The sequence below is a fragment of the Nocardia sp. NPDC050378 genome (assembly GCF_040655675.1).
Lineage (GTDB): Bacteria > Actinomycetota > Actinomycetes > Mycobacteriales > Mycobacteriaceae > Nocardia > Nocardia coubleae.
On the sequence record NZ_JBFAKI010000012.1, the window covers coordinates 63,571 to 88,297 of the forward strand.

At 66.8% G+C, this 24,727-nt stretch carries 23 protein-coding genes and 2 pseudogenes; 15 read left to right on the forward strand and 10 right to left on the reverse strand.

The genetic code is table 11. The features are described from left to right. Positions 1-41: 41 nt before the first annotated feature. Positions 42-920 (reverse strand): alpha/beta fold hydrolase, encoded by an 879-nt coding sequence (locus AB0I35_RS24000; protein ID WP_357398464.1) that lies wholly within the window; start codon positions 918-920, stop codon positions 42-44. 75 nt (positions 921-995) lie between these two features. Here AB0I35_RS24000 and AB0I35_RS24005 point away from each other — a divergent pair, with 75 nt between their 5' ends. Continuing rightward, positions 996-1,616 (forward strand): TetR/AcrR family transcriptional regulator, encoded by a 621-nt coding sequence (locus tag AB0I35_RS24005; RefSeq protein ID WP_357398465.1) that lies wholly within the window; start codon positions 996-998, stop codon positions 1,614-1,616. A 299-nt stretch (positions 1,617-1,915) separates the two neighbouring features. Here AB0I35_RS24005 and AB0I35_RS24010 read toward each other — a convergent pair whose 3' ends face one another. Further along, the gene (locus AB0I35_RS24010) at positions 1,916-2,146 is read right to left on the reverse strand and encodes a hypothetical protein (protein ID WP_357398467.1); all 231 of its coding nucleotides are present in this window, start codon (positions 2,144-2,146) and stop codon (positions 1,916-1,918) included. Positions 2,147-2,150: 4 nt separating this feature from the next. On the opposite strand from AB0I35_RS24010, the pseudogene AB0I35_RS24015 reads away from it, so the two are divergent. The 3 genes and pseudogenes from AB0I35_RS24015 to AB0I35_RS24025 form a co-directional block, all read left to right on the forward strand. Then, positions 2,151-2,462 (forward strand): annotated as a pseudogene (locus tag AB0I35_RS24015) (LLM class F420-dependent oxidoreductase); the annotation flags it as partial. Positions 2,463-2,793: 331 nt separating this feature from the next. After that, positions 2,794-4,500, forward strand: coding sequence for a lipase family protein (locus tag AB0I35_RS24020; RefSeq protein ID WP_357398468.1), 1,707 nt, complete (start codon positions 2,794-2,796; stop codon positions 4,498-4,500). Between the two features lie 388 nt (positions 4,501-4,888). After that, positions 4,889-5,044: pseudogene (locus AB0I35_RS24025) on the forward strand (alpha/beta hydrolase); the annotation flags it as partial. A 74-nt stretch (positions 5,045-5,118) separates the two neighbouring features. On the opposite strand, the gene AB0I35_RS24030 reads toward AB0I35_RS24025, so the two are convergent. Continuing rightward, the gene (locus AB0I35_RS24030) at positions 5,119-5,496 is read right to left on the reverse strand and encodes a DoxX family protein (RefSeq protein WP_357398469.1); all 378 of its coding nucleotides are present in this window, start codon (positions 5,494-5,496) and stop codon (positions 5,119-5,121) included. A gap of 254 nt (positions 5,497-5,750) precedes the next feature. Here AB0I35_RS24030 and AB0I35_RS24035 point away from each other — a divergent pair, with 254 nt between their 5' ends. After that, on the forward strand, positions 5,751-6,920 hold the full coding sequence (locus tag AB0I35_RS24035; protein WP_357398471.1) for a serine hydrolase domain-containing protein: 1,170 nt from the start codon (positions 5,751-5,753) through the stop codon (positions 6,918-6,920). Positions 6,921-7,268: 348 nt separating this feature from the next. On the opposite strand, the gene AB0I35_RS24040 is transcribed toward AB0I35_RS24035, so the two are convergent. Continuing rightward, positions 7,269-7,625, reverse strand: a complete 357-nt coding sequence (locus AB0I35_RS24040) for a hypothetical protein (protein WP_357398472.1) — start codon at positions 7,623-7,625, stop codon at positions 7,269-7,271. 321 nt (positions 7,626-7,946) lie between these two features. Here AB0I35_RS24040 and AB0I35_RS24045 point away from each other — a divergent pair, with 321 nt between their 5' ends. Continuing rightward, positions 7,947-8,348, forward strand: a complete 402-nt coding sequence (locus AB0I35_RS24045; protein ID WP_357398474.1) for a hypothetical protein — start codon at positions 7,947-7,949, stop codon at positions 8,346-8,348. Positions 8,349-8,457: 109 nt separating this feature from the next. Here AB0I35_RS24045 and AB0I35_RS24050 read toward each other — a convergent pair whose 3' ends face one another. Further along, positions 8,458-8,982 (reverse strand): hypothetical protein, encoded by a 525-nt coding sequence (locus AB0I35_RS24050; RefSeq protein WP_357398475.1) that lies wholly within the window; start codon positions 8,980-8,982, stop codon positions 8,458-8,460. Positions 8,983-9,106: 124 nt separating this feature from the next. On the opposite strand from AB0I35_RS24050, the gene AB0I35_RS24055 reads away from it, so the two are divergent. After that, complete coding sequence (locus AB0I35_RS24055; RefSeq protein WP_357398477.1) at positions 9,107-9,424, forward strand: hypothetical protein; 318 nt, start codon at positions 9,107-9,109, stop codon at positions 9,422-9,424. Between the two features lie 97 nt (positions 9,425-9,521). Here the strand turns inward: AB0I35_RS24055 and AB0I35_RS24060 are convergent, their stop codons facing one another. After that, positions 9,522-10,412: a LysR family transcriptional regulator gene (locus AB0I35_RS24060; RefSeq protein ID WP_357398478.1), complete on the reverse strand. Its 891-nt coding sequence runs from the start codon at positions 10,410-10,412 to the stop codon at positions 9,522-9,524. 79 nt (positions 10,413-10,491) lie between these two features. On the opposite strand from AB0I35_RS24060, the gene AB0I35_RS24065 reads away from it, so the two are divergent. The 5 genes from AB0I35_RS24065 to AB0I35_RS24085 all read left to right on the forward strand — a co-directional run bounded on the left by AB0I35_RS24065 (position 10,492) and on the right by AB0I35_RS24085 (position 14,505). Continuing rightward, positions 10,492-11,442, forward strand: a complete 951-nt coding sequence (locus tag AB0I35_RS24065; protein ID WP_357398480.1) for an EamA family transporter — start codon at positions 10,492-10,494, stop codon at positions 11,440-11,442. Continuing rightward, positions 11,439-12,302, forward strand: a complete 864-nt coding sequence (locus AB0I35_RS24070) for an NmrA/HSCARG family protein (RefSeq protein WP_357398482.1) — start codon at positions 11,439-11,441, stop codon at positions 12,300-12,302. The genes AB0I35_RS24065 and AB0I35_RS24070 overlap by 4 nt, the downstream gene beginning before the upstream one ends. Further along, complete coding sequence (locus AB0I35_RS24075) at positions 12,299-13,267, forward strand: superoxide dismutase (RefSeq protein WP_357398484.1); 969 nt, start codon at positions 12,299-12,301, stop codon at positions 13,265-13,267. The genes AB0I35_RS24070 and AB0I35_RS24075 overlap by 4 nt, the downstream gene beginning before the upstream one ends. A 172-nt stretch (positions 13,268-13,439) precedes the next feature. Then, positions 13,440-14,174: a dienelactone hydrolase family protein gene (locus AB0I35_RS24080; protein WP_357398486.1), complete on the forward strand. Its 735-nt coding sequence runs from the start codon at positions 13,440-13,442 to the stop codon at positions 14,172-14,174. Positions 14,175-14,286: 112 nt separating this feature from the next. Continuing rightward, complete coding sequence (locus AB0I35_RS24085; RefSeq protein ID WP_357398487.1) at positions 14,287-14,505, forward strand: hypothetical protein; 219 nt, start codon at positions 14,287-14,289, stop codon at positions 14,503-14,505. A gap of 98 nt (positions 14,506-14,603) precedes the next feature. On the opposite strand, the gene AB0I35_RS24090 is transcribed toward AB0I35_RS24085, so the two are convergent. Continuing rightward, entirely contained in the window at positions 14,604-15,221 is a 618-nt protein-coding gene (locus AB0I35_RS24090; RefSeq protein WP_357398489.1) for a DUF1345 domain-containing protein, read from the reverse strand. Between the two features lie 689 nt (positions 15,222-15,910). Here AB0I35_RS24090 and AB0I35_RS24095 point away from each other — a divergent pair. Beyond that, on the forward strand, positions 15,911-16,534 hold the full coding sequence (locus AB0I35_RS24095) for a TetR/AcrR family transcriptional regulator (RefSeq protein WP_357398491.1): 624 nt from the start codon (positions 15,911-15,913) through the stop codon (positions 16,532-16,534). 70 nt (positions 16,535-16,604) lie between these two features. Here the strand turns inward: AB0I35_RS24095 and AB0I35_RS24100 are convergent, their stop codons facing one another. After that, positions 16,605-19,823, reverse strand: a complete 3,219-nt coding sequence (locus AB0I35_RS24100) for a cytochrome P450 (RefSeq protein WP_357398493.1) — start codon at positions 19,821-19,823, stop codon at positions 16,605-16,607. Positions 19,824-20,056: 233 nt separating this feature from the next. Here AB0I35_RS24100 and AB0I35_RS24105 point away from each other — a divergent pair, with 233 nt between their 5' ends. After that, positions 20,057-21,118 carry a zinc-binding dehydrogenase gene (locus AB0I35_RS24105; RefSeq protein WP_357398494.1) on the forward strand — a complete coding sequence of 354 codons (1,062 nt, stop codon included), beginning with the start codon at positions 20,057-20,059 and terminating at the stop codon, positions 21,116-21,118. Here the strand turns inward: AB0I35_RS24105 and AB0I35_RS24110 are convergent. Both AB0I35_RS24110 and AB0I35_RS24115 read right to left on the reverse strand, forming a co-directional pair. Next, entirely contained in the window at positions 21,108-21,242 is a 135-nt protein-coding gene (locus AB0I35_RS24110) for a hypothetical protein (RefSeq protein ID WP_357398496.1), read from the reverse strand. The two genes, AB0I35_RS24105 and AB0I35_RS24110, sit on opposite strands and share 11 nt — an antisense overlap. Positions 21,243-21,270: 28 nt before the next feature. Continuing rightward, a complete protein-coding gene (locus tag AB0I35_RS24115) occupies positions 21,271-22,488 on the reverse strand; it encodes a cation:proton antiporter (RefSeq protein WP_357398497.1) in 1,218 nt (405 codons plus the stop codon). A 221-nt stretch (positions 22,489-22,709) separates the two neighbouring features. On the opposite strand from AB0I35_RS24115, the gene AB0I35_RS24120 reads away from it, so the two are divergent. Continuing rightward, positions 22,710-24,584, forward strand: a complete 1,875-nt coding sequence (locus tag AB0I35_RS24120) for a TetR family transcriptional regulator (protein WP_357398499.1) — start codon at positions 22,710-22,712, stop codon at positions 24,582-24,584. Positions 24,585-24,727: the final 143 nt, after the last annotated feature.

Genomic DNA, 24,727 nt, shown 5'->3' on the forward strand with positions numbered 1-24,727 from the left:
GAAATTAAAGCCGGTGTGTCCGGTGCTGCGTCGGGTCGGCGTCACAGTAGGTGGGTGGTGAGGAAGTCGATCTGATCGGTGAGGACCTTCTCCACTACCGGTGGGTGGTAGACGGTGAAGTGGTCGGCGTCGTAGTGGTTGAGGGTGGCGCGGGGCGCAGCGGCGGCGACGCGTCCGGCGATCGCCGGATCGATGAGGTTTTCCCGGTCGCAGGCGCAGACCAGCAGGGGGCATTGCACCCGGGGCGCGGCCGAGGCAGCGTTGTAGAACAGCATGTCCAGCCCGGAGGCCGCGGTGATGCGGTTGTCGAAGTCGTATCCGGCGGGCATCACCGATCGCCAGCCCTCCAGTGCGCCGGGCTGGTTGACGAAGGCCAGTTCGCCCGGACGGCCGACCAACGGCACATAACGCCTCGGGAGCCGCAAGGTGGCGCGTATCAGGTCGGAGACGACAGGGAAGGTGAGCCGCAGCAGATGTCGTAGGCCCGCACGGGAAACGACAGCGCGTCCGCTGAAGACCGGGCACTGGACGACCGCGGCACGCAGGTTCTGGTGGCGTGCGGCGGCGGCCAGCACGTGGCTGGCGCCGAAGGAAGTGCCCCACAGTGCGATTCGGTCCGCATCGAGTTCGGGGCGGGAGCGGGCGAACGCCAGTGCCGAGTCGACGTCCTGAGCGTAACGGCGTTGATCGACGAGCTGCCTCGGCTCCCCACCGGATTCACCGAGGTGGCGGAAGTCGAAAGCCAGCACGGCCAATCCCGCGTGTGCGAATGCTTGTTCGTACTGGTCGAGCATCATCGCGTGGGTGGCTCCGCCGCCGTGGACGAGCACCACGACCGGATGTGTGCCCGCCGAGTCCGGCACGGTCAGCCAGGCCGCGCACTCGTCGCTGCCGGACGGAAAGGTGGTTCGGATTGTCATGACACCTCGATTAGGTACGTTGTACGTGAACGATACGAAGTCAATCACGTACAACGTACTTAAACAAGGGGAAGCATGCCCGCGCCAAGAAAATTCACCCGAGAGCAGCTACAAGCCGCGGCGCTGAACTTGGTCGACACCCAGGGACTGGCCGGGTTGACCATGCGCAACCTCGCCACCGAACTCGGTACCGGGGCAATGACGATCTACAACTACGTCGACGGCCGCGAGGGCCTCGAAGAACTCGTAGCCGCCGCAGTGATGAGCCAGGCGCGATGGACCGAGACCGGCGAGGACTGGGCGACGCAGGTGGCGGCGATCGCCGAGGGCATGTGGTGGGCGGTGCGCGCCCACCCCCACGCCATCCCGTTGATCTTGACCCGCCGCAGTTCCGACGCCGCCACCCTCGCCCCGGCCGAGGCCCTGTTACGAGCACTGTCCCACAGCGGTCGATCGGGCCGCGACCTGCTCATCGCCTTTCGCACCGTCTCGGGATACATCTCCGGCTTCGCCCAAGCCGAGCTAACCAGCCCACTGTCCGCCGCTACCCCCGAGGTCGTCACCGAACGTATCGCAGCCCTGCCCGCCGATCGATTCCCCAAACTGATCGAAATCGCAACCGTCGCCGCCGACAGCGACCCGCGAGAGGAATTCCGCGCCGGTCTACAACTGATACTGGCCGGACTCCACGCATGAGTAGGCGGCCGCGCGGGAAGCTCGTTGAGGCCTATGCCCGATGCTGCCATGGCGATGTTCGGCTTCCCACGAACGAGGGATGCTGTGGAGCAGAATCTGCAGGACATCGCGCAGATCGCGACAGACGTCACCGGGGCGCGTTTCCCGCCCCCGGCCAGCGGTTCAGTGCGCCGAGACAGGCGTCGCGCAGCAACCCCTTCGAGTCGCTGTGGCCTCGTGACAGTTTCAGCTTTCAGTTCGGGTGGGGCACTTGTTGGTCAGGGCGGCTACGGCAATTCGTCTGCGCGAAGCCTGGTGATTCAGTCCGGCTTGGCGAACCGGAGCAGGTTGTTGTCTGGATCCATCAACGCGAATTCTTTGAAGCCCCAAGGCTTGTCCTCGGCCGGGGTTACACGGGCAAGGCCGCCCCCACCGGCGTTCCATCGCCGACGCAACTCCTCGTCGGTGCACGGCGGATCATCTGATTCCGTCTGCCGAACGCCGGCAGCGGCAAACTCATCGTGCACCTGTTCGGCGCCGATGCCGCACATGCGCCTGCTCGCCTTCTATGGTTCGACGCCCGCTTACCGCCCGGTCCTCGAGGTGGAACGGTGGGCGGATCTGCAACCGCGGCTCAACGAGCTGTCCAAACGTGGGGCGGTCACGGAGATGACCGAGCTGATCGACGATCAGATGCTCGGCACGCTTGCCGTGTACGGGGCACCGGAACAGTGTGCTGCCGCCATCGCCGCCCGGTTCGGTCGATTCGCGGACCGGATCTGTTGCTACTTCCCGGGTTACGCCGTTTCCGACGACCATATTCGCGACCTGGTCGCGGCTTTGCACGCATCCGGGGATCAGCCCTGACGACGTACTGAACGGTCCCCTTTCGGAGTCGGCAGTCCGCCGGAGTCGAGCAGTTGCTGGACTGTCACTCTGCCTGCTGAACCGAACGCGCCGGATAAGCGGTCACCTCGGACTTCGGACGTGCCGTGCTCATCGGCAGTACTGACCGGTCTTCTGGGACCGGTGTCGGCCCGGCGACCGCGATTGAGCGTGACCAGGCGATATTCTTCGCGAAGGAGCGGAGTCGGCGGCGGAAGGGTTTGCGTTGAACGACGATTCGTCGAGCCAGGAAGCAGTATCCGACGCGTCGAGGCGGTCCGGGCCGCGCCGATTGTCGAGACCGCTCCGTTTCGTGGTCGGGACAGTGCTTGTCGCGGTCGGGGTGCTGCTGTTTCTCGCGCCGATGCGGGTGCAGACCGTCGCCCTTGTCACGGGGATCGGTTTCGCACTGGTGGGCATTGTCGTCGCGCTCTTTCCGCGCGAGGACGGGCGCGGCGAGTTGCCCGCGCGAGTGCTCGGTGGGGTGCTCCTCATGCTCGGTGTGGCGATGGCGATCTGGCCGAGCGCCGGGGCGCCGGGACTCGCCTTCCTCATCGGTGCGGCGCTCATCGTGCACGGGATGGTCGGCGTGTGGCAGGTGGTCGTCGGTGGGGGCGGGCGCGCCGATCGGCGGGTCAGCGGCGCGCTCACCGCGCTCGCGAGTATCACCGTTGGCGCCGTCGCGTTCGCGTGGCCGGTGGTCACCCTGGTGGTGTTCCGGTTCGGGGTGGCGGCATGGTTCGTCTTCGCCGGCCTGCACCTGCTGTTCACCGCGCTGCTCACACGTCGCGCGCCTCACGCCACGCATCGGCACGGGTGGCCGCGTACCGTTGCCGCCGCATCGGCGCTGGTGCTCGCGGTGCTGCTCGCCTACGGCAGCGTTCGGATCCTCTCCGGTGTGCCGCTCCCGCAACCAGGCCCCTTCTACACCGCGCCCGCCAACGTGCCGACCGAACCCGGCAGGTTGCTGCGGTCCGAACCCATCGACGAGGGCGTCCCCGACGGCGCGCGCGGATGGCGAATCCTGTACACGACGACACATCCCGATGGCAGGGCGGCCGTGTCGAGCGGCACGATCCTCGCGCCGGAGAACCCCTCACCCCACCCTTATCCGCTGCTGACCGTTGCCCACGGCACCACCGGAATCGCGCCGAAATGCGCGCCGTCCCTTGCTTCAGCGCCGTTCGACGACGGCGCCGGAACCGCGCTGCGGGAGATGGTGACTCAGCACGGGTGGGTCGCGGTGACCTCGGACTACATCGGCCTCGGCACCCAGAGCACCCACCCGTACCTGGTCGGCGAAGCGGAGGCCCGCAATGTCCTCGACGCGTCGCGCGCCGCCCTGCAGTTCGACAAGATCTCGACAACCACCGACACAGTGGTGTGGGGTCATTCCCAAGGTGGCCAGGCATCGTTGTGGACCGGGCAGATCGCCCCCATCTACGCCCCCGAATTCCGGGTCACAGGTATCGCCGCCTTCGCCCCCGCCGCCGACCTGTTCGGACTCGCAGAGGCCGACAAAACCGAAGTCGGCGGCAAAACCATCTCCGCCTACATCGCGGCCACATGGAATCGCCTTTACCCCGAACTACACCTCACCGATCAACTCACGCCGGGTTCGCGACACGGAGTCGGCAAAATCGAGGACCTGTGCTTCAACGGCAAAGACGCCCTACCCGCCATCCTCCGCGGCTCCCAAATCCCGAATCAACTCTTCCCCGACCAACTACTCAACGGCGAATTCGGCGACCGCCTTAAAAAACAAACCCCTGCCGGCCCCTTCCCCGCCCCGGTCCTAGTCGCCCAGGGACTCGCCGACCCGCTCGTCAAACCGCAACTGCAACAAGCGTGGGTCGACGCCCGCTGCGCAGCAGGCCAACCCATCGACTACCGCACCTTCCCCGGCTTGAGCCACATGAGCCTCGTCGCCGCCGACTCCCCCCTCACCCCACAAATCGTCCAGTGGACCCTGGACCGCTGGAACGGTGTCGCGCCGACCCCGACCTGCGACGCGGGCTGAGCCGCGTGGTGTGGTCACTTCGATCGGCGTAGGCGGCCTGCACCGCGGCATCGAAATGGACTGTGTCGCGGAGATTCCGGTACCAGTACTGCTCATCGAGGCCGTCGGTGTCGATCAGTCCGCCCACCGTCGAGGAATAGAAGTCGACGGTGGAGCCTTCAGCCCGTACTCCGACAGGGCAGTCAGTTCGTCGCGCAGGCTCTCCACTGACCCTGAGTGCGAAGCGAAGTCGACCGGACTACACATCGATGACCGTTTCCACACCCTGGACGAACACGCGCGCACGATCGTCGTCGCCGACGTGTCCGTCCACGACGCGCAAGCGAGGCTCGACGAAATCCTCACCGAACAAAAGGACACCGATCCGAGCATGCCTATGCATGAGTTCGACGAGATCTTCGGCGCCGACGGTGCCCGCGCCTATCTGCGTGACCTGCCCGACGCCGAACCGCACCTGCTCGACGCGGGCCACTTCGCCTTGGAGACACACGGTCCCGAGATCGCCGCGCTGATCCGCGACTTCCTCGGCCGGGTCCTGGCCTGACCGGACGCGATGCCGTCTCGTGTTCGCACACGAGGCGGCATCGCAGTGACTGTGGCCGGTTACGAGCTGCGCACTCAGAACGCTTGCGGGCCGATCCGTTCCACCGCGACGAACACCGCCAAGGCCAGTAGCACCACGGTCACCACGACGTTCTGCCATTCGCCCCGGCGACCGTGTGTGACGATCGCGCCCACCATGACGACGGCGAGCCCGACGGCGGCCGCGGGCACCAGCCAGGTGGCGATGTCGAAGACGCCGGGCAGGATCAGGCCGAGCGCACCGGCGACTTCGGCCGCGCCGATGAACTTGATCAGCCCCTCGGGGAGGGGCTCGGCCCACCCCATCTTGGGATCGGCGACGAGCTGTTGCTTGGACTTGGCGAGCTTCATCGAGCCTGCCATGAGAAAGAGCGCGGCCAGCAGGGCGGAAACGATCCAGACGACGATATTCATACCGCGACTCCGGTTCGCAAGGGCAGGCCGGCGCCGGCCCGGGCCTCGAACCTGACCGAGTATCAGATTCGTTCCCTCATCGTACTGCGCGCCCCGTGAGCACGGTCACAATCTCGGCGATCCGGGATCAGGGCATCCGGCTGTGGGCGCAGTGGGTGTGTGTCCGGGGCCTCGCGGACGGCCCGAGCCCTGGCTGCGCGTAGATTCGACAGTGCTGCTGATCGTGCGTGTTCCTCGACGAAGGGATCGCTGTCATGAGTAGATCGCCCCGGCATCGTGGCTACCGGAGAGCGGGGGCGCTGCTCGCTGTCGTGCTCGCCCTCGCGACGGGCGGCTGCACTGCGGAGGAGAAATCCGGCGGTTCTCCGTCCGCGCCGGTCGAGAGTGCCGAAGCGGCGAAAATCACCGACATCGTTCGCGCCGAGATGACGAAACTCGACCTCACTTCGGCGGTCTACGGCGTGTGGCGGGGTACGGAACAGATCGCGCTCGGTGCGCTGGGCGGATCACCGCTCGGTGTGCCCGCGACACCGGAGATGCGATTGCGGGTCGGCCAGCCCATGGAACCCATGCTGTCCACAGTGCTGTGGCGACTCGACGGGGAAGGCGTGCTGAAGATCGACGAACCCATCGCGCGCTGGCTGCCGGACTTCCCACGCGCCGACAAGATCACCCCGCGAATGCTGGCCGACAGCACCTCCGGCATCGCCGACTACGTGACCGAACCGGAATTCCTGAAGATCTTCGGCGAGAACCCGATTCGCGAATGGACCGCACCGCAACTGTTCGAGCGCGCCAACGCCCGCCCACCCCTGTTCGAGCCGGGCACCGACTTCGGCTACGCGCACAGCGATCTGGTCGTCCTCGGTGAGGTTTTGCAGAAGGCGGCAGGCAAGCCGCTGGGTGAGCTGATCGCCGAGCACATCACCGACCCGCTGGGGATGCGCGACAGCGAGGTAGTGCTCAACCCGCAGATGGACGAACCGATCCTGCACGGCTACACCAACGAACGGAAGTTCTTCGAGGACTCCACCTTCTGGAACCCCACCGCCTTCCTGCACAGCGGCAACATGAACTCCACGGTCGCCGATGTCGGCCGGTGGGTCCGCGCCCTCGGCACCGGCGAACGCCTGACCCCTGAGCAGTTCCGGCAGATGATGGGCCCGTCGACCGCGGGCCTCGGCCCCTTCACCACCGAGAAGTACTTCGCCTTCGGTGTGGTCCACCTGGCCGGCTGGCTGTTCATGAACCCGTCCTACGGCGGCTACGACGGCGTCGCGTTCTACGACACGAAAACCGAGACGACCGTCGTCGTCTACGGCACCCTCGGCCCCACTTCGAACGCCGATCAGAACAATGCCGTCGGCATCGGCACGGCGATCAGCACGCTGCTGGTCCCGGACCGCCCGCCCGCGGTTCCCTGAGCACGGCCGTGACGGGACTCAGATCGGCACCTCGCGCCACCACCGGTCGTAGAGGTCATGGCCGGAGACGCCACCGGAGACGGCCATGGCGCACTTGGCTCGAGCGCCGCCTTCGAACTCGATCAGGATCTCGCCCGCCGGGCCGCCGACGTCGACCGCACCGCAGCGCAGGCTGATAGCCGCTGTCCGCCTGGGTCTTCGGAAACAGGCCGGGAAACGCTTCGACGACCCACTGGTGTGCCGCCCAGGAATTCGGATCGGGTGGTGTGGTCACCGCGGGAGTGGTCTGCTGGACCGAATCACGGTTCAGCACAACCACACTCGTGACTACCGCGGCGATCACCGCGGTCAGGGCGGCAGCAACGACAGCGAGGGTACGGCGACCTGCCGAGCGGCGCACCGGCGCGGGCTCGGGTGCCACGCCGAGTGCGGCGGCCGCGTCGGCGGCCGGCGCGCCGCGGCTCGGACAGCGCCGCTGCGGTCCTTGGCGAGTGCGCGGGCGATCACGTCATCGATGCGGCGCGGCAGCTGCGGGACTGTAGCGCTCGGACGCGGCGGCGGCTCGTGCAGGTGTGCCGCGATCACGGCGTCCGCGCTCGTGCGCGGGAACGACTTGGCGCCGGTGAGCAACTCGTAGAGCGTGCAGCCCAGCGCGTAGACATCGGCGCGGTGATCGATCGAGGCGGCGGTGAGCTGTTCGGGCACGGCCTAGGCGACAGTGGCCAGGATGGTTCCGGCCTGGGTCAGTGTTGTCGATGTTCGAAGTTGTGTTCAGCGCTGAGCTGCGAATTCACGAGCGGCTGAACAGGAGTGCGAACACTGGCGCGCCTGCAGTCGTGCGAAGTGCCTGCGATGACCGGTGCGCGCGTCTGCGACGCTGCCGTGCGCGGATGTGTTTCATAGGTGATCACCCATGAAACACCGGTTTCTCGGGTCGGCATCCAGCACGTTCCATGTTTCATAAGTTGTGGCAAATGCCCGCCAAATCTCCAGGGCGCAGTGATTCTCGTGGGGTGAGGTTTGATCATGCGTTCGCTCCTGACGGTTTCGACACTCGCCGCGGCCCTTCTCGTGGCCGCGCCCGCCGCCGCAGCGGACCCGCTCGAAGGTGAGCCAGCTGAACTCGTCACGCTCTCTTACGATTTCGGCCGGTGCGACACGAGCATGATCATCATTTCCAGCTGGGCGCCGGTGCGGCTGGAAATCACTGTGCGCAACCAATTCGAACCCGATACTCTGGTTCGAATTCCTCGATTCCTCTGGATGCGGGAACTGCCGGTAACCATCGCGCCGGTGACGTTCTCGGTGGGCTTCAGGGCGGCTGCGGGTGAACACGAGTCGACGTCGTCAAAACAGCGAGGTCAGCCATTCGTGCCGCCGCCTCATACCCAGCCAATTCCACGGGGTCATCCGACAAAGCGGTGGTGAGGGTCGCGGCGACGTACGGCGGCACAGTGCCACGAGCAAAAGGCAGCGCACTCCACGACATCATGATTCCTCTCGCCACCCTGCCTCCATTGTGGCGACACGACGAAGTTCAGTCGGGCAAATAGCGGATCGGAACAGCGCGCTCGATCCCAGCTACCTCGAGTTCATTCAGCGTGAATACCCGGTTCGCTCGGTCACCGAGTAGACCGCCCAGGAGCAGGTCGAGCAATTCGCGATGTTTGGCCCGCGACGCGTCCACTGCCGCACGCAGTTCGAACACGAACTCCCGGTGCGCTCCACCGATTCCGAGTTGATCCAGCTCTTTCAACAATGCTCCCGCCACGAGGTAGCCGTCCCAGGGGGTTCCGGTGCGCTGCAACGACTCCACAGTGTCGAGAAGCAAGCCGTGCACATACTGGTTCCGGCCGCGACCGACGCTCTGGCGTGAGGTCGGCAGATCCAGGTCGAACAACCCGCACAGCCCATCGAAGTAGGCGCGACGTTCCTCGGCCATCCACCGCGGATTGCGTTCGTCGGTCACGACATCGACATAAGCATCACGAAGCTCACCCACCCCGAACCGCGTCGGCGGGTTCGGTACCAGGCTCGCGTAGTCCTCATCCGGCAGCACCATGCCATTGTCGTGGAACCACCTCACTGCCGCGATACGACACGATCGTCAAAGACCGAACCCCGGCATCCACATCGAGGCCCCCACGTCGTCGACACGTCGGTCCGGCTGATTTCCGGGCCTGTCTATGGCCGAGCGCCGGGCGCCGGGGCTCGCCTTCCTCATCAGGGCGGCGCTCATCGTGCACGGGGTGTTCGGCGTGTGGCAGGTGGTCGTCGGTGGGGGCGGGCGCGCCGATCGGCGGGTCAGCGGCGCGCTCACCGCGCTCGCGAGTATCACCGTTGGCGCCGTCGCGTTCGGGTGGCCGGTGCTCACCCTGGTGGTGTTCCGGTTCGGGGTGGCGGCATGGTTCATCTTCGCCGGCCTGCACCTGCTGTTCACCGCGCTGCTCACGGCACGATCCTCGCACCGGAGAACCCGTCATTCGACCCGTATCCGCTGCTGACCGTTGCCCACGGCACCACCGGCATCGCGCCGAAATGCGCGCCGTCCCTTGCTTCAGCGCCGTTCGACGACGGCGCCGTCGGTGCGACCCTCGCGACTCACGGACCGACACGTTCGAGTCGCCCGATGTCGAGAATGTCGAGAAACGCGGTGGCCGCCGGTGTACAGCCGACGTGACTCCAGATGACGTACTCGACGCGGCTCGGCGCATCGACGACCTCGACGACGGTGACGCCGGTGAGTTCGGGCGCGTACGCGGCGGGAAGCATGGCGACGGCCAGGCCTGGACGGACGAGCCGCGCGATGTAGTCGGCGGTGGTCACCTCGAAAGCGACGTCGCGGTCCAGGCCCGCGGCGGTGAAAGCGTCGTCGGTCTGGCTGCGCCCGGCCGTCCCGGCAGGCAGATCGACGAACGTTTCGGTGGCAAGCCTGCGCAGATCCACGACGAGTTCCCCGACCAGCGGATGATCGGGTGCGACCACAGCGACGAGCCGGTCGCGAGCGAGTTCCCGTGCTGCCACACCGGCGGGTCGTGCGCTGGTCGGCAAACCGAGAAACGCCACATCGAGAGTGCCTTGTTCGACCTGTGCGGCGAGTTCGTCGCTGGCACCGACCCGCAGACTGACGCGCACGTGTGGGTAGCGCTGCCGGAACACCCCTAGCGTGCCCGGGACATCGACCGCGGTGACGGTCGGAATCAACCCCACGGCAAGCCGCCCGCGTATTTCGCCGACGGCCGCCGCCACCTCGCCGACCGCCCGTTCGGCGGCGTCGAGACATTGCCGGGCGGCCGGTAGAAACGCCGCGCCCGCCGGGGTGAGCCGAACCCGGCGGCTGGTGCGCTCGAACAGTTTCGCGCCGAGTTCGCGCTCCAGGCGGGCGATCTGGTGGCTGAGCGCGGATTGGACGACATGGCATCGTTGCGCGGCGCGCGTAAAGCTGTTCGTCTCGGCGACGGCGAGGACGTACCGCATCTGTTGGAGCTCCACGGATCAATCTTGCATCGCGATTGATGGGGTGACGAACAAGCATTGGACTCATTGATCCCGCTCCGGTCAGATCAGAAGTGTGAAAAATCCAGCAGCCCGACCACGTTCCACGGGTACAGAGGGCGGAGCGATCAGCAAGAACCTGTCCGGTGTCGCCCTCGCGGCGTTCGCCCCCGCGGTGTGGGGCACGACTTACGTCGTCACGACCGAATTGCTGCCACCGGGGCACCCGTTCTTCGCCGGGCTCCTGCGCGCACTGCCCGCGGGGCTGATCGTGCTGGCCGCGACCCGGATCCTGCCGAACGGGCAGTGGTGGTGGAAGGCGTCGATACTCGGCGTGCTGAACATCGGCCTGCTCAACGCGCTGTTGTTCGTCTCCGCCGAACGCCTGCCCGGTGGGGTCGCGGCGACCCTTGCCGCGGCCCAGCCACTGATCGTCGCGGCCTTGGCCGTCGGGGTACTGCGAGAGCGGGCCTCCGGGTGGCGGATCGGTTGGGGTGTGGCCGGGATGGCCGGCGTCGGCTTGGTTGTCATCGGGCCGGACGCGGCGCTCGACCTCGTCGGCGTGGCAGCGGGTCTCGGGAGCGCCGCCTCGATGGCACTGGGTCTTACGCTCACCAAACGGTGGGGACGACCCACCGCGGCTGATCCGGTCACGTTCGCCGGTTGGCAGCTCGCCGCGGGCGGTTTGTTCCTGTTGCCGCTCACCGTGCTCGTCGAAGGCGCTCCGCCCGCGATAGACGGGGCCGCCGCCCTGGGCTACCTGTGGCTCGGGCTCGTCGGCGGGCTGCTCGCCTACGTCCTGTGGTTTCGCGGCATCGGCACCTTGCCGGTCACCTCCGTCGCCGTTCTGGTCTTGCTCTCACCGTTGGTCGCCGCCGTGCTCGGTGCCGTTCTGCTCGGCCAGACACTCGGCCCGGTCCAACGCGTGGGATTTGTGCTCTCTCTCGCCGCCATCGTCGCCGGACAGCTGCCTGCACCGGCCCGCGCTACCGCGTCCTCACCCATCACGGAAGGAACATCTCGATGACAACCACCATGCCTTCCAAGACTGTTTTGGTCACCGGCGCGACCGGCGGACAGGGCGGTGCCGTGGCCCGCGGTCTGCTCGGCGACGGTTGGCGGGTGCGGGCCCTCGTCCGCGATCCACACACACCGTCGGCCGTGGAGTTGGCGGCGCTGGGTGCGGAACTGGTCACCGGCGACCTCGACGACCCGGCATCGTTGCGTGCGGCGGCACACGGAGTACACGGCGTATTCAGCGTGCAGCCCGCCGACCTTACCGCGCCGCAGCCGGAAACCGAAGTGCGGCAAGGGAAGAACGTTGCCGAGGCCGCCGAGGCCGTGGGTGCCGCGCACCTGGTCTACAGCTCCGTCGGCGCCGCCCGGCACAAATCCGGCGTGGCCCATTTCGAGACCAAAGCCGAAATCGAGGCACACATCGAGGCCCTCGGCGTGCCGGCGACGGTACTGCGACCGGTGTTCTTCATGGAGAACTGGCGCTACCTGATGCCGGAGGTGGTGGACGGTGAGCGAGTTGGTCTACTGGCATTGGGCTCCGAAACGATCCTGCAGATGATCGCGTCGGCGGATATCGGCGCGATCGCGGTCGAGGTCTTCAGCAACGCCGACGAGTTCATCGGCGAACAGCTCGACATCGCGGGCGACCAGCTGACCCCGCGGCAGATCGCGCGGATGTTCACCGAATTCGACGGCATCCCCACCCGATTCACCCGGCAGCCGGTCGAGGAGCTGCGCACTGTCTCCGGGGAACTGGCGGCCATGTTCGGCTGGCTCGACGAGCACGGATACGAGGCCGATATCCCCGCGCTGCGACGCCGCTTCCCGCAACTGCTGACCTTCGACAACTGGCTGAGAGGCCCGAGGTGAAGCGGGCCGCCGTCGCGACCGCCCTCGCCTGCCTCTGCGCCATGGCGCCCGCACAGAGCGCCTCGGCGTGGCCCCCGCTGTTCCCCACCACGATCGACCTGCCCGCCGGTTTCCGGCCCGAGGGCATCACCATCGGTGTGCGGCCGGTGATGTACGTCGGTTCGACCGCGGACGGCTCGATCTATCGTGCCGACCTGGTGACCGGGCACGGGGAGATCCTGAGCCGCGGCCCCGGAACACCGTCGCTCGGGCTGCGGCTCGACAACCGTGGCAGGCTGTTCATCGCGGGTGGGTCCGGCGGCGACGCCCGTGTGCTCGACGCGCGGACGGGCCGGATGCTGGCGAGCTACCGTCTCGCGCTCTCAGGGGACACAGTTGTCAACGACGTGGTGATCACCCCCACCGGTGCGTGGTTCACCGATTCGCGCACGCCGGTCCTGTATCACCTGCCGTTCGGTCCCGACGGCACGCTGCCGCCTTCCGAAGAGGTGGTCCGTGTGCGGTTGAGCGGCGACATCGCCTACGTACCTGCCACATTCAACGCCAACGGCATCGTCCGCACACCCGACAGCACCGGGCTGATCCTCGTGCAATCGGTGACCGGGCACCTGTTCCGCGTCGACCCGGCGAACGGCCACACCCGCAAGGTAGACCTCGGCACCGAAGCCGTACCCCACGGCGACGGTTTGCTCTTGCACGGCAACACACTGTTCGTCGTGCAGAACCGGCTCGACACGATCGCCGTCGTCACCCTCGACCGCACGGGTGCGACGGGCACGGTCGAGCGGCACATCACCGACCCGCGCCTGGACGTCCCGACCACAGTCGCACAGTTCGGCGGACGCCTGTACCTCCCGAACGCCCGCTACGACACCACACCAAAACCGGCCACGCCCTACACCGCCGTTGCACTGGAACCGAGGCACCGACTCTCACCGCGCGAGGGCTATTCTGGATCGCGATGACTCCCGGGACGGCCCTGCGCCACACACGGATCGGCTACCCGGCACTCTGCTGAGCGCCGGACGGGCCGATACGGACCCGTCGCTCCATCGAAAATCTCGCGCCCCCGCACGCGCACCACCCCTGTCGCCAGTTGATCTCGCACCCGAAAAGGCAACGACGACAGGAGAATTCATGCCCATCACCCCTCTGGAGATCTCTACACCCGACGGCCGCGCCGACGCGTTCGCGGCGTTCCCCGAGCACGACGGACCCTACCCGGGGGTGCTGATGTACGCGGATGGTTTCGGCCTCCGTCCAGCGCTCCGCGACCTGGCCGACGAACTCGCCCACCACGGCTACTACGTGCTGGTTCCCAACCTCTTCTACCGGCACGGCCCGGCACCGGTGATCGAATTACCGGCCTACATCGGCGAAGACGTGCGACCCGCGATCGTCGACCAACTCATGCCGCTGATCCAAGCCCACACCGCCGAACGAGCACGTCGTGACGCCGATGCCTACCTGCGTTTCCTCACCGCACGGCCCGAAGTACTCGAGGGACCGGTCGCGGTCACCGGCTACTGCATCGGCGGTCTCCAGGCGGCACGCACCGCTGCTGCCCATCCTGCCCTGGTGGCGGCCCTGGCAGCCTTTCACGCCCCGGTCTCCGCGGACGGCACCGACGCGCTGGCCGACATCACCGCCGAAATCCATTTCGGGCACGCCGCAAGCGACTTGACCCCCGAGCTGCTGATCGAACTCAACCAAGCTCTGGACCGGGCGGGACTCACCTACACCTCCGAGATCTACCCAGCCACCATCCACGGCTTCACCCTGTCCGACACTGCTGCCTTCGATCCCGCCGGGCTGAAACAACATTGGGACCGCCTACTCCCCCTCCTCGCCCGCACCCTCACGAACACCTGAGCCTCTCGACGCGCATGCCACCCCATCGCACCAGATTTCACCGCCGCGAGCACTTGATCGTCGTGGACCCGCAGGAGTGGGGTCGAAGCCGGTGAGTCGGCCGGTGGTCGTCATGGACGAGATGGTCGCAGATGTCCCGCTGGTGCGTGCGATGGTCGCCGCGCTCGACTTCTACGGCAGCGGGATGTCCGAGCTGGTGGTGACCACGACCGCCCGCATGATCGCAGCACTCGCCGAGGCCGAAATCGCAGCCCGCACCGGTGATCGAAACTCCGAGGCACCGTCAACGAACGACAGCACGACGATCCTCTCTCGCCGCCAGCCTCGATGAGGACAGTGCGAGTACCGCGCTGGACGAACTGCGCGAGTGGTCGACCGCCGGAAACCGATAGCTGCGATGTACTCGTGACACCGCGCTACCCCTTGTCGTCACCCGCTTTTGAGCACGTCGACACCGACACCGATCACCGCGACGTTGTAGAAGAACCCGATCACCGAATGCAGCAGTACCTGAGCGCGCAGGGGACGAGTTCGAGTCGTCACATCGGAGACTGCGAAGGAAACACCGATGGTGAAAGAGAAATATGCGAAGTCCACCAGATTCGGTCGCGGTGTATCCGGGAACGACAGCGATTCTTCCGGCAGCCTACGGTGGTAGCTGCGCGCGTATTGTTCGGCGTAACCGAGGTGCAGCAGGAACCAGGCCAGCAGCGCCACGACCGCCGCGACGACTTCCGTCGGGACGGCTTGGTTCTCGGTGGCCTCGTCGGCCACGGTCGACAACACCGCAGCCAGCCCGACCGCGCTCGTGACCACCGTCAACACGAGCGCGGTCCAGCTGTCGGGAATTGTGTCGAGCCACTCCTCGGGGTCGTCGGCGTGGCGGTGGGAAAGTAGCTGCACCAGCCACGCCACAATGTAGACGGCGGCAAGGACACCCCAGAGGATCAGCCACGGCCGCGGCACCTGCGCCCCCAGTGCGACAATGCCGACGACCGTCAGACCGGCCTCGAATACTCGGCTCGCGATCACCCTCGACCTGGGCACGGCGACTCCTCTATCGTCGGGTTCGACAGGCTCTCGGCCGCTGTCCCGCCTCCACGACCACGAGTTCGCCCGGTGCCCTTCTCGTCGCTTCGGCCGAGCCCAGATGCGCGATCACGGTAGCGATGTCGTCCGTGCTCGCCCGGTCGGCGCAAGCGAGAGAGTTGACTCGTCCGACGGTGCGAGTTCGACCGCGAGTTGTGCCGTGAGGTGGATCAGTGCCGCGTCGCACGCACTGTACAGTCCGTAGTCATCCAGTGATCCGCAGCCGTGGATCGTGTCGACCACCACGCACCACGCTCGAGATGCACGCTTTCGTCACCGCGACGGTCCAGGGGTTTCTGTGGGCATTGATGCCCAGCGTTGCCTGGCAACGAGAAGCCCATCGCTGCCACGCGAAAAGCACACGAACGGCCATCCTCGCCAGAGCGATCGGCGCCGACTTCCCAGGCTGCCCGCACGGCGGTCAGGAACTTTCTGCGCGACCGGCCCTCTCGCCCCAACCCGGGCATCTCCGCTGAGGAGATCCGTGGCGGGTTACTTCCTCTCCGGCGGATGCCTGGGAGGGTTGTGGGTTCTGTGACCTGACACGGTGCGATCGGGGCAGCGCTCGTCGAGCCGGATTCGGGGCGACTCGAGCTACGACTTTGTCGGTCGACCAGGTTGACGGACACAGTCGTATAGTGCCTGGCATGGCTCATGTCACCGCGGCCGAACGCCGCCCTCAGCTCATTAAGGCGGCGATCGACCTCATGACGAGGAAGGGCGTCGCGGCGGGGAGTACGCGGGCCATCGCCTCCGAGCTCGGAGTGGCGCAGGCGACGCTGCATTACACCTTCGGGTCGAAAGAGGATCTGTACGCGGCGGTGTTGACTCAGATCACCGAGGACCTCGTGGCGCAGCTCGAGCGAGCAGCCCCGTCGGGCGGCGGATTCGAGGAGACCCTGGCCGCGTTGGCCGGCGAGTTGTGGCGCAGTACGTCGGAACCGGCGACCAACTACCAACTGCTCACCGAGCTCATCATGTTCGCCCTGCGAACGCCAGGTCTGAGCGAGGCCAGAGACAGCCACTACCGTCGAATGCTCGGCGTGACCACGAAACTGGTGGCCGAGACGGCGGAACGGACCGGTTTCGAGCTGAGCCGGCCCGCGGACGTCGTCGCGCGATTCTTTCTCGCCGGATTCGACGGGCTGACGATGCACCGCCTGTGCCTTCCGGACGAGGCCGCCGAGCATGTCGGCCTGCAAGCGATGGTCGCCGCGACGGTGGCACTGGCCAGTGGAGAGCTGCCGTTCACCGACGTACGACTCGGCTGAAGCGCGCCCTTCGCACAAGACACAGCTTGCCGAGAGTATCTCCCTCGACAAGCTGTGTTCGGCCGCATTGTCAGCCGGCCCAGACATCCTCGACGTAGCGACCGGACTCGACCAGGTCGGCCAGCCACCGCTCGGCGTCCTCGTCCGAACCACCGGCCCACTGTCGATGAATCGCCGCGATCGCGTCCCGTACCGCGGGCGCCATGCGCCGTCCGTCACCGCAGACGTAGACGCGCCCACCGGCCGCGAGGATCGACCACACCTCCGCGCCCTCGCGGGCGATGCGGTCCTGGACGAAGCGAGCTCCGTCCTCAGGCGCGTGCATGAACGTGGGGCGCATGCTCACGACACCGGCGGCCTCGGCGGCCTCGAACTCCTCGCGGTGCAGGTAGTCCACGTCGGGGTGGTCGCAGCCGAAGTAGCACAACAGAGTCCCGGTCGCACCGGCATGATGTCGGTCCAGGACAGCACCACGGAAGGGCGCCAGCCCGGTGCCCGCGCTGACGAGGATCACCGGCACCGACGGATCGTCCGGTAGGCGGAAGGATTCGCTGCACGGCAACACCCTGGCCTGCACGGTGTCACCGGGCCGCAGGCTTTGCACGTAGTGGGAGGCGATGCCGGCGAAGGTGCCGTCCCCGCCGCGGTGGGGCGCCGCCAGCAACGAGACCATCAGGTCGACCTCGCCGGGCCAGGCCGCCGAGGACGAGGAAATCGAATAGTGCCTGGGCCGCAGTACGGGAAGCAGCTCCAGGAAGCCCTCGAAGGACAGCTCACATGCCCGGTACCGCTCGAGCAGATCCAGAACACTGAGTCCGGCCCGGGTCACCTGTTCCTCGAAGGTCTCCGGATCCGCGGCGGCGAGTTCGGCCAGCGGCCGCTGTTCGGGTGGGCAACCAGTGTGTTCGGCGAGCACGGCGACCTGTTCCGGCGTGGCCGGATCCTGCAACTCGACGAAGTCGGCGAGCAGACGCCGCAGGGTGAGCGGGCGATCGATGGGCAAGGCATTGCGGCTGCGGCGGCGCGCGCGCAGCTGGACGGTGCGCTCGAGGTCCAACCCGAAGCGTGCGGCGACGCGTTCGACGAGGGCATTCGGGTTGCTCGGTAGCACGGCGAGATGGTCGGCGGTTCGGTACGTGACGCCCTCGGGTAGGCGGATCCGCAGGAATCGCTTCGAGCGGCCGAGTTCGTGATCCAGATCGACCAGTTCGTAGCTGTCGAGGACCTCCATCGGCTGGACCCCGTGCCGTGCGGTCAAGCCCGCGATGACCGACTCGGAGGCGTCCCGCAGTTCGTAGAGTCCCCGCTCCGCGTCTGCCGCGTCGGGCATCTCGGCCGTTCCCTCGATCGGCACGCCGTAGCGGTCGAGCAGCGCGGTCCACAACGCGTCGCTCCACTGGTCGACCGCGCCCGCGAAGTTGCCGGAGGCGTCGGCAGCGCCTCGCTCGAGTAGCGACGTGGCGCCCGCAGCCGCCATTCGTTCGTCGATCATGGTGGGGACACGCTGGTAGGTGGCGGCCCAATTGCGGTCGCCGACACCGAGAATCGCGTAGGCCACGCCGTCGAGCGCGCCGGGCTCGAGCCCGTCCAACCACGTCAGGAAATCGGCGGCGTCGTCGGTCGGCCGGCCGTTGTAGGAGGCGGCCACGATGACTACCGGGCCTTCGATGTCGGCGAGTTTTCCGACATGAGAGTTCAGGGAGTCGACGGTCGGGGTGAAGCCGTTTCCTGCTCCGTCGACGGCGAAGTCGCTCACGAGGCCGCTGCAGGTGCCGAGATTGGATCCGTGCAGGAAGGTGAGTGCGGTACCCGGCGCGCGTCGGCGTGTGCGTACCGCGTTCCCGCCGTGCGCGATGTCGCTGGTGGCCGGTGCGGGTCGACGCCGTTCCTCGCTGGTGCGACGGGCAAGCTCGAGGGTGAAGTCGTCGGGCTTGATGGTGAGCGAGGACTTGATCTTCAACTGGTAGTCACGATGGTCGATCAACCGGTACCGGTGCACCAGCAGACCGAGTAGCAGCGTCGCTTCGTGGAGCGCGAATTGCCTTCCGATACAGGCACGTTCGCCGTTGCCGAACGGTTTGAACAGATGCACGGAGCGAGTGGCCTCGCGCTCGGGCGAGAACCGCTCCGGATCGAACAGCTCGACGTTCTCGCCCCAGGCGGGATCTCGGTGCAGGGCTGGTGTGATCACCATCAGGGTCTCACCCTTGCGGACGGGGAAGCGCCCGCCGATGACGGTGTCCTCGATCGGCTCGAGCGCGAAGGCCGGTGCGGTCGGCCACAGGCGCAGACTCTCGTTGAGGACCTGGCGGATGTAGGAGAGTTTGCCGATGTCGGCGTAATCGGGGTCCGGCATGTCGGTATCGCCCCACAACGCGTCGACCTCGGCTTGGGCCCGCGCGAGCACCGCGGGATGCTTGGTCAGGTAGTGGAGCGCGAAGGACAAAGCGCCACTGGTGGTCTCGTGTCCGGCGATGAGGAACGTGATCACCTGATGACGGATGTTGATGTCGTCCAATGGCTGACCGGTGACCGAGTCGGCGGTGTGCAGCATCATGCCGAGCAGATCGGCGGTCCCGCTGTCGCCGGACGCGCGCCGCTCTCGGATGACCTTGTCGACCAGATCGGTCATGAGGTCGGCATCCGCACGGAAACGCAGGGCCTGCTTGCGTTTGAAAAACTCGGTGCCAGGGAGAGATTCCCCCTTCTCCTGGGTGAACCCGAGGGCACGGGCCATCGCCTCCACGAAGGGGTGCAGGTCGTCTCGGCGGAAGGACTCGAAGTCGTAGCCGAAGCCGCACAACCCGATGGTGTCGAAGGTCAGCCGGGTCATGTCGTCGGGGACGTCGACCGCACGGACTCCAGCGAGCCGGTCCCACTTGCCGATGAGCGATCGGGCCACGTCGAGCATGGTGGCGTGGTAGCCGCGCATCGCCCCGAGTGAGAACGCCGGCATCAGGATGTCGTGCGCTTTACGCCAATTCGGCTCGTGATCGAACGCGGTGAACAGCCCGTCGCCGGCGATCTGGCGCACTTCGACCAGGTCTTTGTGCACGTTCTTGCGGAACCGGGTCTCGTCGGACAACTCCTCCACGAGATCGAGACCACCGACCACGACCATCTCGGTGTCGAAGAAGCGCACGCGGTAGATCGGCCCGAGGTCCTTGACCTCCTTCATCATCCGGTAGACCCCGTCCATCCCGCCGGGAAAGGTGAGGGCGTGCCCGACCAGGGGCAGTGCGGGACGCTGAGGGATCGCCTCGAGCCTGCCTACGGACGTATCGATCATGACCATGCCTTTCGTCGCTCACCAGCAATGCGCTGTGCGAGACCGAGCGTACAAGCGACATTGTCAGTCGACCATGTCGCATGACAGTGTCAATCGACACGGTCCCGACCGGAACCGAAAGCAGGACGAGAACGTTGGCGGCGCCACTGCTTGACAGGCGACATTGTCAGTCGACACAGTTGAGTGACTTGTTCGGTTGAACAAGCCCTGTCGAGAGAATTCGAGGTCCCCCCATGAGCACGATGCTCGCCGGCCGACTCCGCCTGGACACCCGCGCCTTCTCAGTCGAGGAGGTCCCCGTTCCGACCCCCGGACCTGGTGAAGTCCTGATCGAAGTGCGGGCCGCGGGCGTCTGCCTGTCCGATGTCCACCTGATCGACGGCAGCCTGAGCCCGTTCTACCCGGAGCCCGCCGTCACCGCCGCCGGTGCCGTCACCCTCGGACACGAGGTCTCCGGCGTCATCCACACCCTCGGCCCGGACCTGCGTGGCGACTGGTCGCCCGGGCAGCGCGTGGTGCTCCAGGCCGGGGAAGCCTGCGGGGACTGCACCCACTGTGTGCGGCGGATGATGTGCCAACGGCCACGCACCCGCGGGCTGGACTACGACGGCGGCTGGGCCCAGTACGCGATCGCCCGCGAAGGCACACTGCTCCCCATCCCGGATGATCTGCCCTTCGACCAGGCCGCGATCATCCCGGATGCGGTCTCCACGCCGTACGCCGCCATGGTGAGCACCGGCGCCGTGCGACCAGCCCAGTCGGTCGGAATCTGGGGTGCCGGCGGACTCGGCGCGCACGCCGTGCGGCTGGCCAGGATGGTGGGCGCGGCACCCATCCTCGCGATCGACCCGCTGCCGTCAGCTCGCGACCGCGCCTTGCTCTTCGGGGCCGACGTCGCGCTCGACCCGCTCGCACCGGACTTCGCCGAGGCAGTGCGCGAGGCGACGGCGGGGCGCGGACTCGATGTCGCGTTCGACTTCGCCGGCGTGGGCGCGGCCCGGGCGCAGGCCGCATCCGTGCTCGGGCCGTTCGGTTCGCTCGTCCTGGCGGGTCTCACCCCGGAGCCGGTCACGATCGACGACAGCATCAACTTCTGCTTCAACGTCAACCAGGTCCGTGGCCACTACGGTTCCGAACCCGAGCACGTGGAACAGCTGGTCGGCCTCGCATCGGCCGGCAGGATCGATCTCGCACCGTCCATCACCGCGCACGTGCCCCTCGCCGAGGCGGCCGAGGCAGTCGCTCGCCTGGAACGCAAGGTCGGTGATCCGATCCGCTTGGTGCTCACTCCCTGAGCCTCACTCCCCGCGCCGGAACACGTGTCACCGCCTGCGCCGACAAGAAGGTGTCGAGCAGGTCGACAAGGATGTCGGCCTGCTCGGCCGCGGTGGCGCGATCGGCGAAAGTCAGCCAGTTCACGAAAAACCCGTCCGATCCGGCGTGGCGATCACCAGTGACGCGAGGGATCGGGCACGTCTCGCACTCGCCGAGAACGTCTGCCGAAATTGGCCGCGACCAGCGGGGCGCCGACGCCGTGCACAACGATGCTTCCGCACACGACCACCAAGGTCGCTCCGACGACGAGGTCCGCGTCGGGGGTTCCGGCCAGACTGTTGATGGCGAGCAATCCGAAGACGATCGACGCAACACCGCGCGGGCCCAAACAACACAGCATGACCCGTTCCGCTGGGGTGAACCGCGAGCCGACCAGGGTGACCGCTACCGGAACAATGCGGAACGCCGTCAGTGCCAGCAACCCATAGACGATCACGGTCCACTCGAGCCTGGGGACCGCGACCGCGATGGCACCGACGACAAACCACAGTCCGAGACCGAGGAACTGCGCCAAGCCCTCGGTGAGGTCCAGTGGCTCACCAGGAATGTCGCGATGCGTGGCGCGATACAAGATGCCGGCGAGGAAGGCCGCCACGAAACCGTTGCCGTCGATCAGGACACCCACCGCGAAGGACAGCACGGGAATCGCCAGGATTCCACACCGCACAGTGCGCGGATCTGTCCACCCACGGGCAGCGGCCGCCGAGAGCGCGACACCGGCGATCGCCCCGAGTGGAACGCCGATCAGAACGGACTTGACGACCGCGGTGACGGCGTGGCCCAAGGCTCCCACCGCATCCTCGGAGTCGATGCTGCGCCGATACGCTTCCAAGGCGAACAACATGACAGGCGCCACGAGCCCGTCGTTGAGTCCACTCTCGACGTTGAGGGAGTCGCGCACTCTCTTGGTGATCCGATTGTCACGCAGGATCGACTGAGCAGGAACCAGGTCCGTCGGCATGACGATGCAGGCCAGCACCAACAGCAGTGGCCACGAGTCCAGTTGCAGCACATACTTTCCGACAGCGGTGGCGATGGCCAAGCTGATCACGAAGGCGACGAGCAGCCGGGTAACGCCGGTGTTCTTCGCTATTCGGTCCCTGATCTCGGTCGCATCGCTGAACAAGAACAGGGCCAGCAGAAACTCCACCAGACGGAGTGCGACTTCGGTATCGATGGCGGGAAAGATCCACTGATCGTCGGTCGACCCGACGGCGGCGCCGGCGACGATCATCGCGACCGGCTCGGTAATGCTCCAGCGGCCGAAAGCTCGCGACGTGCACGCCCAGACCAGCACGATCGCCATCACTACCGCGATCGCGAGAAACATGTTCGGTCCTCCCGAGTGTCGAAACGCCGCTATCCGCCGTCGACCCGTGGCAAGGGCAATCTATCAGCTACTCCGTTGTGCGCGGAGGAACGTGTTCGCGGGCGGCACATCGGCCTCTGTTGTCAGTGGGCGATCGCGATCGCGGTCCGGGACCGTTTGCCGTACTTTGAACACTGCTGTATTCAAAGTGGTGAACGACAACCCGGAAGGACCGGACAACGATGGCGAGAGTCGTGTCGGCGGCGGGGCGATACGGTGGCCGGTCGGCGGCGGAAAGGCGCGCCGAGCGCCGCGCGCGTTTCCGGGAAACCGGGCTGGAGACCTTCGGCGCGGGCACCGGCTACCGGAACACGCGCCTGGTCGACCTGTGCCAGGCCGCCGGACTGTCGACTCGCCAGTTCTACCAGGAGTACGACACCCTCGAAGACCTGCTGAGCGAGTTGCATCTCCACATCGACGGCATCGTCGAAAAGCACGTCCTCGACGAGGTCGCGCGGGTAGACGACCTGCCGCTCGCCGGACGGGCCGCCGCGATGGTCCGCGCCTATCTCTCCTACATCACCCGTGATCCGCGGTGTGCCCGGATCACCTTTGTCGAGGTGGCCGGAATCAGCGAACGCATCGACGCCCAACGCCGACAGCGCCGCTCACGCTGGATCGACATGCTGTGCGCACTACTCGAGAGTTTCGCCGTCAGAGGCGAACTCCCGTCCCGCGAGTTCCGGCTCACCGCGGCTACCTTCCTCGGTGCTGTCGACGGCCTGATGCGGGACTGGTGCGCGGGCTGGATCGAGGCGTCCATCGACCAGCTCACCGACGAACTCCTCGGCATGCTGCTCGGCAGGCTCGGAGCAGCCGACGCCCCCGCGACACCGGTCGCCACCGATGCCGTGCCACCGGTGCGGCGCCGCCCGCCCAATCGCCGCGCGGCCATCCTGCAGGCCGCCACCGACGCTTTCGCCGAGCACGGCTATCACCGCACGTCCATGGCCGACATCGCTGCCGTTCTCGGTATCACCTCCGGCGCGTTGTATCGACACTTCCGGACCAAGCAAGAACTGCTCGGCTGCTGCCTGCGGGAAGGTCTCGACCTCGTCTTGGACCGCGTCGACTCCGCGTGCGACGGTGACGCAGCCTCCGACGCGGCACTGCGCGCCCTGGTCCGCGTCTCGCTGGAGCGGCGCGGCCTCGCGCGGCTGTGGCAGCTCGAGTTCCGTAACCTGACCCCTGCCGATCGGATTGCCGTCCTGGCGCGATCGGTGCGGCTGACACACCGGATCGGGGCGGCTGTGCAGGCTCGGTATTCCGGTGTCGCCGCCGCCGATCGCGACGCCCTCGGCTGGCTCGTCCTGTCGGTGGTGACCAGCCCGTCCAACCACCGCACCCGACTCCCCCACGACACGTTCGCCACCGTTCTGGACGCCGCGGTCGACGCGGTCATCGGTACCGGCGTGATCCACGGTGACCACGCAGAAGACGGTACGTCCGAATCCCGCGGGGGCGACACCGATCAGAACAGCGAACTGCGCACCGAACAGTTGATCGCCGCCGCCGCCCAGCTGTTCAGCGAACGCGGATTCGCGGCGGTCAGCATCGAAGAGATCGGCACCTCCGTCGGTGTCCGAGGCCCCGCCGTCTATCACCATTTCGAAAGCAAGTCCGATCTGCTCGATGAGATCATCGACCGCAACAACCAGTGGATACAGCGCTACACCGAACGCGCTCTCGCCGAGGGGGGAGATCCACGGGAATCGCTGCGCCTCGTGTTGCGCTACTACGTCCATTTCGCCATGGACAGGCCGGATCTCGTCGGCACCGCGGTCGGTGAGGCCCGGTACCTGCCCGACGACGCGGCCGCCCGGTATCGACGGATCCATCGCGAAGGCATCATCGGATGGGCAAGGCTGCTGCAATCGGTGCGTCCCGAGTTGTCCATGCCGACCGCGCGGGTGCTGATCCACACCGTCACCACGATGGTCAACGAAGCGGTCCGCAATCCGCGACTCACCAGACGGCCCACTCTAGTCAGCGAGCTGTGTTCACTCGGTGAGCGGATCGCGCTTGCCGAACTGCCTGAATCCCGAGTTAGCAACTGATCACTTAAGGCCTTCACGATCAGAAATCCCCAGTTCAACTGGCCATATACGCACAGAAGTCGACTTATTGGCGAGTTACTTAGACTTGCGTCACTCGTCGCGGTGCGCCATGATGGCCACCGCGGCGCGATCTCGCGCGGTTC

Excerpts from the sequence above, each read along its gene's own strand:
- AB0I35_RS24115 (WP_357398497.1), bottom strand. The coding sequence starts at position 22,488 with ATGTTTCTCGCGATCGCGGTAGTGATGGCGATCGTGCTGGTCTGGGCG.
- AB0I35_RS24010 (WP_357398467.1), bottom strand. The coding sequence starts at position 2,146 with ATGTGCGGCATCGGCGCCGAACAGGTGCACGATGAGTTTGCCGCTGCC.
- AB0I35_RS24055 (WP_357398477.1), top strand. The coding sequence starts at position 9,107 with ATGGCCGAGCGCCGGGCGCCGGGGCTCGCCTTCCTCATCAGGGCGGCG.
- AB0I35_RS24085 (WP_357398487.1), top strand. The coding sequence starts at position 14,287 with ATGGACGAGATGGTCGCAGATGTCCCGCTGGTGCGTGCGATGGTCGCC.
- AB0I35_RS24105 (WP_357398494.1), top strand. The coding sequence starts at position 20,057 with ATGAGCACGATGCTCGCCGGCCGACTCCGCCTGGACACCCGCGCCTTC.
- AB0I35_RS24050 (WP_357398475.1), bottom strand. The coding sequence starts at position 8,982 with ATGGTGCTGCCGGATGAGGACTACGCGAGCCTGGTACCGAACCCGCCG.
- AB0I35_RS24120 (WP_357398499.1), top strand. The coding sequence starts at position 22,710 with ATGGCGAGAGTCGTGTCGGCGGCGGGGCGATACGGTGGCCGGTCGGCG.
- AB0I35_RS24100 (WP_357398493.1), bottom strand. The coding sequence starts at position 19,823 with ATGATCGATACGTCCGTAGGCAGGCTCGAGGCGATCCCTCAGCGTCCC.
- AB0I35_RS24095 (WP_357398491.1), top strand. The coding sequence starts at position 15,911 with ATGGCTCATGTCACCGCGGCCGAACGCCGCCCTCAGCTCATTAAGGCG.
- AB0I35_RS24000 (WP_357398464.1), bottom strand. The coding sequence starts at position 920 with ATGACAATCCGAACCACCTTTCCGTCCGGCAGCGACGAGTGCGCGGCC.
- AB0I35_RS24030 (WP_357398469.1), bottom strand. The coding sequence starts at position 5,496 with ATGAATATCGTCGTCTGGATCGTTTCCGCCCTGCTGGCCGCGCTCTTT.
- AB0I35_RS24080 (WP_357398486.1), top strand. The coding sequence starts at position 13,440 with ATGCCCATCACCCCTCTGGAGATCTCTACACCCGACGGCCGCGCCGAC.
- AB0I35_RS24005 (WP_357398465.1), top strand. The coding sequence starts at position 996 with ATGCCCGCGCCAAGAAAATTCACCCGAGAGCAGCTACAAGCCGCGGCG.
- AB0I35_RS24035 (WP_357398471.1), top strand. The coding sequence starts at position 5,751 with ATGAGTAGATCGCCCCGGCATCGTGGCTACCGGAGAGCGGGGGCGCTG.
- AB0I35_RS24070 (WP_357398482.1), top strand. The coding sequence starts at position 11,439 with ATGACAACCACCATGCCTTCCAAGACTGTTTTGGTCACCGGCGCGACC.
- AB0I35_RS24045 (WP_357398474.1), top strand. The coding sequence starts at position 7,947 with ATGCGTTCGCTCCTGACGGTTTCGACACTCGCCGCGGCCCTTCTCGTG.